Origin of the sequence: Mesorhizobium sp. CU3, from assembly GCF_006442965.1 — a bacterium.
Classification (GTDB): Bacteria; Pseudomonadota; Alphaproteobacteria; order Rhizobiales; family Rhizobiaceae; genus Mesorhizobium.
In genome coordinates this window covers 123,366-129,554 of sequence record NZ_VFWX01000021.1, presented here as the reverse complement: position 1 = coordinate 129,554, position 6,189 = coordinate 123,366, and the positions used below count along the sequence as shown (strand labels likewise).

The window sequence follows — 6,189 nt, the reverse complement described above, 5'->3', positions numbered from 1 at the left end:
AAAAATCGGCGCCGCCGCCCTTCCTTGGGGGCGTCGCTTTTTGCGCATGACTCGGCCGCGGGTCGAGAGGAGACTCCAATGGATAGTTTTCGGGATACGACCGCCGCCGATGAAACGCTCGACCCCGGAGACTGGACCGACATGCTGGCGCTGTCGCGCCGGATCGTCGACGAGGCCGTCGGCTATCTGCGCGACGTGCGTGAACGTCCGGCCTGGCGCGCCATGCCGGACGATGTGCGCGCATTTTTCAAGACGCCCTTGCCGGACGGACCGATGCCGCCGGCGGCGGTCTATGACGAGGTTTCGCGCAATCTCATGCCCTATCCTATGGGCAACACCCATCCGCGCTTCTGGGCCTGGTATATGGGCTCAAGCAATTTCACCGGCGCGCTCGGCGATTTCCTGGCCGCGATCCAGGGCTCCAATCTCGGCGGTGGCAACCACGCCGCGGCATTGATGGACAGCCAGGTGGTCAACTGGCTGAAGGAGATGCTGGGCTTTCCGGCCTCGGCCAGCGGCACGCTGGTCAGCGGCGGTTCGATGGCCAACATCATCGGGCTCACCGTGGCGCGTAACGTCAAGGCGGACGCCGATATCAGGGAGCGCGGCGTCGGCGCCATGCCGAAGCCGCTGCGCTACTACGCCTCCGACCAGGTCCATTCCTGCCATCGCAAGGCGATGGAGGCGCTCGGTCTCGGCAACAAGGCGCTGCGGCGCATTCCGACCGACACAGGCTTGCGCATCGACATCGACGCGCTCAAGAGGGCGATCGTCGAGGATCGCGAGGCGGGCTTCAAGCCGGCCTGCATCATCGGCACCGCCGGCACCGTCAACACCGGCGCCATCGACGATCTGCCCGCGCTGGCGGCGCTGGCAGCCGAGGAAGACATGTGGTTCCACGTCGATGGCTGCATCGGCGCGCTGATCGCGATTGCGCCGCAAAACCGGTCGCTCGTCGCCGGCATAGAGCAGGCGGATTCGATCGCGCTCGATCCGCACAAATGGCTGCACGCGCCCTTCGAGGCGGGCTGTGCGCTGGTGCGCGACGCTTCGGCTCATCGCGACACTTTTGCCGTGACGCCCGAATATCTGGAATCGGCGCCGCGCGGCCTTGCCTCGGGCGAATGGTTGCACGACTACGGCCTGCAGACGTCGCGCGGTTTTCGCGCGCTGAAGATCTGGATGGCGCTGAAGGAGCATGGGGTCGAGAAATTCGGCCGGCTGATCGACCAGAATATCGTCCAGGCGCATTACCTCACCGGATTGATCGAGGCTGAACCGGCGTTCGAGCTGACGGCACCGACCACGGTCAACATCGTCTCCTTTCGCTACAAGCCGGAAGGCGCGTCCGAGGAACGGCTCAAGGCGTTCAACACCGAGATCATGCTGCGGCTGCAGGAAGGAGGCATCGCGGTGCTGTCGGATACGACTGTACATGGGCAGCATTGCTTGAGGGTGGCGATCGCCAACCACCGCACGCGCCGCGAGGACCTCGACCTGCTGGTGCGCGAGATGCTGCGGCTGGGAAGGGAAATCGAGACCGCCGCGACACCGTTATGAAGCGTGCGGCCGTATCTCAACCGGTCGGTAGCGTAGCACCCGGGCGATAAAGCATGATCGGCCGGATTTCGTAGACGGCGGTGGGGTTGACGCGTTTGAGATCACGCGCGGCGGCGACCGCCTCATCCAGGCTCGCGCAGTTCAGCACATAGAGGCCCAGCAACTGCTCCTTGGTCTCCGCGAACGGACCATCGATCACCATGGCGTCGGCCGGGCCGCGCAGCGTAACCGCTTCCGCCGTCGGGCCAAGCCTTGCCGCCGGTCCAAGCTTGCCCTCCTGGGTCAGCCTGGTGTTGACCTGCAGCAGGTCCTCCATCAGCGCCGCGTCCTCGTCGGGCGACCAAGACTGGACGGTGTCTTCGACGTGATAGGCAAGGACGGCGTAAAACATAGCTGCTTTTCCTCGTGAATCTTCTTGCTCTGCGCAATTCCGGACGGAAAACCGCTCACACTTTTCCTGGAATTGCTCCAGGCGGGCCGCACTATCACAAGGATGGTTCCAGCGATCCAGTGGCGCTGCGGGTGAGCGCGCCGGTTGCTGACTCAAGTTGCCACAGGCAGGCGAAGCTCGGTCAGCAGGCCGCCGCCGGGATAATTGGAGAGGTTGATCTCGCCGCCCGCGCCGCGCGCGATGTTGCGGGCAATGGTCAGGCCGAGGCCGAGGCCACCGGTGGTGCGGTTGCGCGATTCCTCCAGGCGCACGAAGGAGCCGAAAACCGAATCGAGCTTGGCCTGCGGGATGCCGGGACCCTCGTCGCGGATCGACAGCGTGATGACATCGCCGGAACGCCTGACGTTGAGATGCGCTTTCTTGCCGTAGGTTACGGCGTTCTGGACGAGATTGGTGATGCAGCGGCGCAGCGCCACCGGTCGGGCGAAGCAGATCAGGCCGCGCGAGGGTGTCGCATCGTCTTCGAAAGACGCGTCCCCGAAGCCGTCGGCGACCGATTCCACCAGCGACCAGAAATCGATGCGCTCGTCCTTCTCCTCGGTCACCTCGAATTTGGCGAAGTCGATGACGGAACTCGCGATGCTTTCGATGTCGGCGAGATCATGCGCAAGCGCCTCGCGCGCAGGTGACCTGCGCAGGAGTTCGAGGCGCAGGCGCATGCGGGTTAGCGGGGTGCGCAAGTCATGCGCGAGCGCCGCCGCCAGATGCTCGCGGTCCTCGACATAGTCGCGCAGCCGCATCTGCATGGCGTTGATCGCCTTGGCCGCGGCGCGGATCTCGCGGCTGCCGCTTTCGGCTATCGGCGGGCTTTTCAGGTCGTTGCCGATGCGCTTGACCGCCGTTTCCATCATCCGGTAGGGCGCGGTCAGCCGGCGCAGCGACCAGATCGACATGATGATGACCAGGCCGGCGATCAGCGAATAGAGCGGCAGGCTGTCGAGGCTCAGAATCGGTCCGGGCGGGGTGATCGGCTCGGTGAAGTTCAGCCATTGCCCGTCGGAGAAGCGTAACGAGGCGGTCAGCTTGTCGCTCTGGGCGAAATCGGCCGCCAGCACGAGCAGGTCGCGCTCGACCTGGCCGACATCCTTGTTGGGCGCTTCGCCGTCCGGCACATCCGCTTCCTGCGTCGCGGGATCGCGCCGCACGCGCGCGTCGGTGATGCCGAACTTCGACAGGCGACCGACCAGGATATCCTCCAATTCGGCAAGCTCGTCGTCGCCGGCGATCGAGGAGGTGACGGCGGGCGTGTCCGAAACGGTCAGCGCATAGGTCGCGTTGAACAATCCGGATGCGGTCGCCTTGCGCTCTTCGGGCGTGGCGTCATGCATCAGCTGGACCAGGGAAAAGGCGCGGTCGTTCAGGCGGTAGAGATCCACGACGTCGTTCGACGCGGCGCGGTCGCGCGCGACGATATAGAGCGTCGCGACCTGGCTGATCATCAGGCCGGCAATGACGATCAGCAGCACCCAGACAGGCAGGGTCTGCGGCAGCAGCCGTCTCATTCGGTGGTGGTCTCGGGCAGGAATTGATAGCCGCCGCTGCGGACCGTGAGGATCAGTTTCGGCGTCTTGGGGTCGTCTTCCATCTTGCGGCGCAATCGGCTGACAAGGATGTCGACGCTGCGGTCGAAGCTGTAGCCGGTGTCGCCGCCGGAGAGCTCGATCAGTTGCTCGCGGGTCAGGACGCGTCCTGCGCTCTTGACGAGGGTCTGCAACAGGTTGAACTCGGCCATCGTCAGTTCCACCCGCACGTCGTCGGGCGCCGTCAGGCGGCGACGGGCGCAGTCCATCGTCCAGCCGGCGAAGCGGTAAATTTGCTTGGCGACGGGGCGGCGCGGCTCGGCGGCGCCGTTGCGCCTCAGCACGGCGCGGATGCGGGCCAGTAATTCGCGCGGGTCGAAGGGTTTCGGCACATAGTCGTCGGCGCCCATTTCGAGGCCGACGACGCGGTCCGTCGTTTCGGTCACCGCGGTCAGCATGATGATCGGCGTCGTGTAGTTGGCGCGGATCTCGCGGCACAGCTCGAGGCCGCTTTTGCCCGGCAGCATCACGTCGAGAATGATCAGATCGACCGGCGTGCGGCGCAGGATCGCTTCCATCTCGGTGCCGTCGCCGGCCACCGTCGTGTGCATCCCGCGCTTCTGGAAGAACTCCTGCAGCAGGTCGCGTATGCCCTTGTCGTCGTCGACGATCAGTATGTGTGCGTCCGATTTCACTCGAAACCTATGATTCTGTTAGCCGGGCATCCCTTTGCCGATCACCCTCACGATAGAATTCGGGCTACATCTTGGCCAGTAGGCGCAATCGCCACGGTGGCCCCAGTCCCCAGAAACAATCCAGAAACAAAATTCTACAGTCGGGAAAAACTGGTGAAAAGTTTCAAGGCCATAACCGATAGCGTGGCGGTCAGGTGATGGCTGCGACGCAAGTTTCCGGAGTAACGGACAAGACCAATGCAGAGGTTCTGGATCAGCGTGATGGGTGCTTTGCTCAGCATGTCGCTCATCACAGCAGCAGCCGGCACCTCTACCCCCGCCAAGGCCACGGCCCCTGCAAAGGTCGCGGTCGCTGCAAAGGTCACCCCTCCGCTTACCCGGGCCGAGCGCTGCACCGATCTCAACCGTCAAGTTGACGAAGCCCTCGAAACCCATGCCGCGGCAACGCAGGTCACCGCGGCAAAAGCACTGCAAAGAAAGGGAAACCGGTTCTGCGCCGCCAAGAAACAGGCTCAGGGTATCCGGATGCTCGCAAACGCTTTGAAGCTGCTTGGAGTGACACCGATCGATCCCGTTCAGTGACGCTCATCCCCGACCCGCACGAAAAAGGAAATGAAGCCATGAAGAAGTCCATCCTCTCCGCCCTCGGCCTCGGTGTTGCTCTCGCTTTCGCCATGCCGGCTCTCGGCAACGCCGCCACTGCTACGACGACCGCTCCGGCTGCTTCGACGACGACCACGACCGCTCCGGCTGCCGACGCCACCGCCAAGCCGGTGAAGAAAGTCAAGAAGGTCGCCAAGAAGCACAAGGCTACCAAGAAGGTCGTCAAGAAGACCGACAAGAAGGACGCTCCGAAGACCTGATCCAGGCTTCGGCATCCAATCTTGCAAAGCCGTTCCGGCCGTTAGCGGCCGGAGCGGCTTACGCGCGCGAGAGGCCCAGACCGGCTGTTTCCGCCCGCGTTTTGACCCTTAACCTGATTGCAATGCCGGTGCTGTAGGACAATCCGCATGAAGAAGCGGTTTTCGTTCCTTATGCGTTCGCTGACACTCGGCGGCCTGATCGCCACCGCGGCGGCGCGCGCTTTGATCATCTTCACCGCCAGCCCCGTGCCGGATCCCGCCAGCGGCAGGACCGAGCCCGAACTCTTCGCGCCGCTGATTACGTCCAGCTTCGATTACATCACGCCGGCGCAGTCCTGGTTCCTGATCGTGCTGACCGGCGCGACGGTCCTAAGCTTTGTCGGCTGGGTGCTTTTTGCGCTCCTCGAGCGCGGATCGGGGGTTGACGATGGCGGCTCCGGCAGGTCGCGCACGGCCGGGCGCTAATGCATGTCGCCCAAAAGTGGCCCCGGTTTTGGGAGAACGACATGCATAAAAAAGACCTAAAGCGCGTCGCCTGAATCCCTTTCAACGCGACGCGCTTTAGGGCCGTTGACCGGCAGCCAGCGCTTCCCCACATAAAGATCATCGGCCGGGTCCCGTCGCTGTTTCGCGGACAAATGGACGAGCGCGTTTCTGCGTGACAAATTGAAGTGAAAACCCAGTCCATCGCTGGTGGATTCCGATGCCCGAAACCGTCGTCAAACCTCGCACCAAGACGCAGCCGAAGACCGAGCGGCCGAAGCTCTACAAGGTCATCTTGATCAATGACGATTTCACGCCGCGCGAATTCGTCGTCACGGTGCTCAAAGGCGAGTTCAAGCTCAGCGAAGACCAGGCGCACCGCGTCATGATCACCGCCCATACGCGCGGCGTCTGCGTCGTCGCTGTGTTCATCAAGGATGTCGCCGAAACCAAGGCGACGCGGGCGACCGACGCCGGCAAGGCCAAGGGCTACCCGCTGCTGTTTACCGTCGAGCCGGAGGAGTAGGGCTCGCTCCCTCGCCCCGTTTACGGGGAGAGGGACAGCGAGGCCGGCTTTGCCGGCCGCGCAGGGTGAGGGGTGAGGCAAGCGCTGATCT

Annotated in this window: 8 protein-coding genes; 5 read left to right on the top strand and 3 right to left on the bottom strand. The window is 63.8% G+C overall.

The features are described from left to right. The first annotated feature begins 78 nt into the window (after window positions 1-78). The gene (locus FJ988_RS26730) at window positions 79-1,560 is read left to right on the top strand and encodes a pyridoxal-dependent decarboxylase (protein WP_140821634.1); all 1,482 of its coding nucleotides are present in this window, start codon (window positions 79-81) and stop codon (window positions 1,558-1,560) included. Between the two features lie 16 nt (window positions 1,561-1,576). Here FJ988_RS26730 and FJ988_RS26725 read toward each other — a convergent pair whose 3' ends face one another. The 3 genes from FJ988_RS26725 to FJ988_RS26715 all read right to left on the bottom strand — a co-directional run bounded on the left by FJ988_RS26725 (window position 1,577) and on the right by FJ988_RS26715 (window position 4,226). Then, window positions 1,577-1,951, bottom strand: coding sequence for a YciI family protein (locus FJ988_RS26725; protein ID WP_140821632.1), 375 nt, complete (start codon window positions 1,949-1,951; stop codon window positions 1,577-1,579). Window positions 1,952-2,103: 152 nt separating this feature from the next. Next, window positions 2,104-3,513 (bottom strand): ATP-binding protein, encoded by a 1,410-nt coding sequence (locus FJ988_RS26720; RefSeq protein WP_140821630.1) that lies wholly within the window; start codon window positions 3,511-3,513, stop codon window positions 2,104-2,106. Continuing rightward, window positions 3,510-4,226, bottom strand: coding sequence for a response regulator (locus FJ988_RS26715; protein WP_140821629.1), 717 nt, complete (start codon window positions 4,224-4,226; stop codon window positions 3,510-3,512). The genes FJ988_RS26720 and FJ988_RS26715 overlap by 4 nt, the downstream gene beginning before the upstream one ends. A 237-nt stretch (window positions 4,227-4,463) precedes the next feature. On the opposite strand from FJ988_RS26715, the gene FJ988_RS26710 reads away from it, so the two are divergent. From FJ988_RS26710 to clpS, 4 genes are all read left to right on the top strand, one after another. Next, window positions 4,464-4,808: a hypothetical protein gene (locus FJ988_RS26710; RefSeq protein WP_140821627.1), complete on the top strand. Its 345-nt coding sequence runs from the start codon at window positions 4,464-4,466 to the stop codon at window positions 4,806-4,808. Window positions 4,809-4,846: 38 nt separating this feature from the next. Next, entirely contained in the window at window positions 4,847-5,089 is a 243-nt protein-coding gene (locus tag FJ988_RS26705; RefSeq protein WP_140821625.1) for a hypothetical protein, read from the top strand. Between the two features lie 147 nt (window positions 5,090-5,236). Beyond that, complete coding sequence (locus FJ988_RS26700) at window positions 5,237-5,554, top strand: hypothetical protein (RefSeq protein ID WP_140821623.1); 318 nt, start codon at window positions 5,237-5,239, stop codon at window positions 5,552-5,554. A gap of 238 nt (window positions 5,555-5,792) precedes the next feature. Next, window positions 5,793-6,098, top strand: a complete 306-nt coding sequence (clpS, locus tag FJ988_RS26690; protein ID WP_140821621.1) for an ATP-dependent Clp protease adapter ClpS — start codon at window positions 5,793-5,795, stop codon at window positions 6,096-6,098. Window positions 6,099-6,189: the final 91 nt, after the last annotated feature.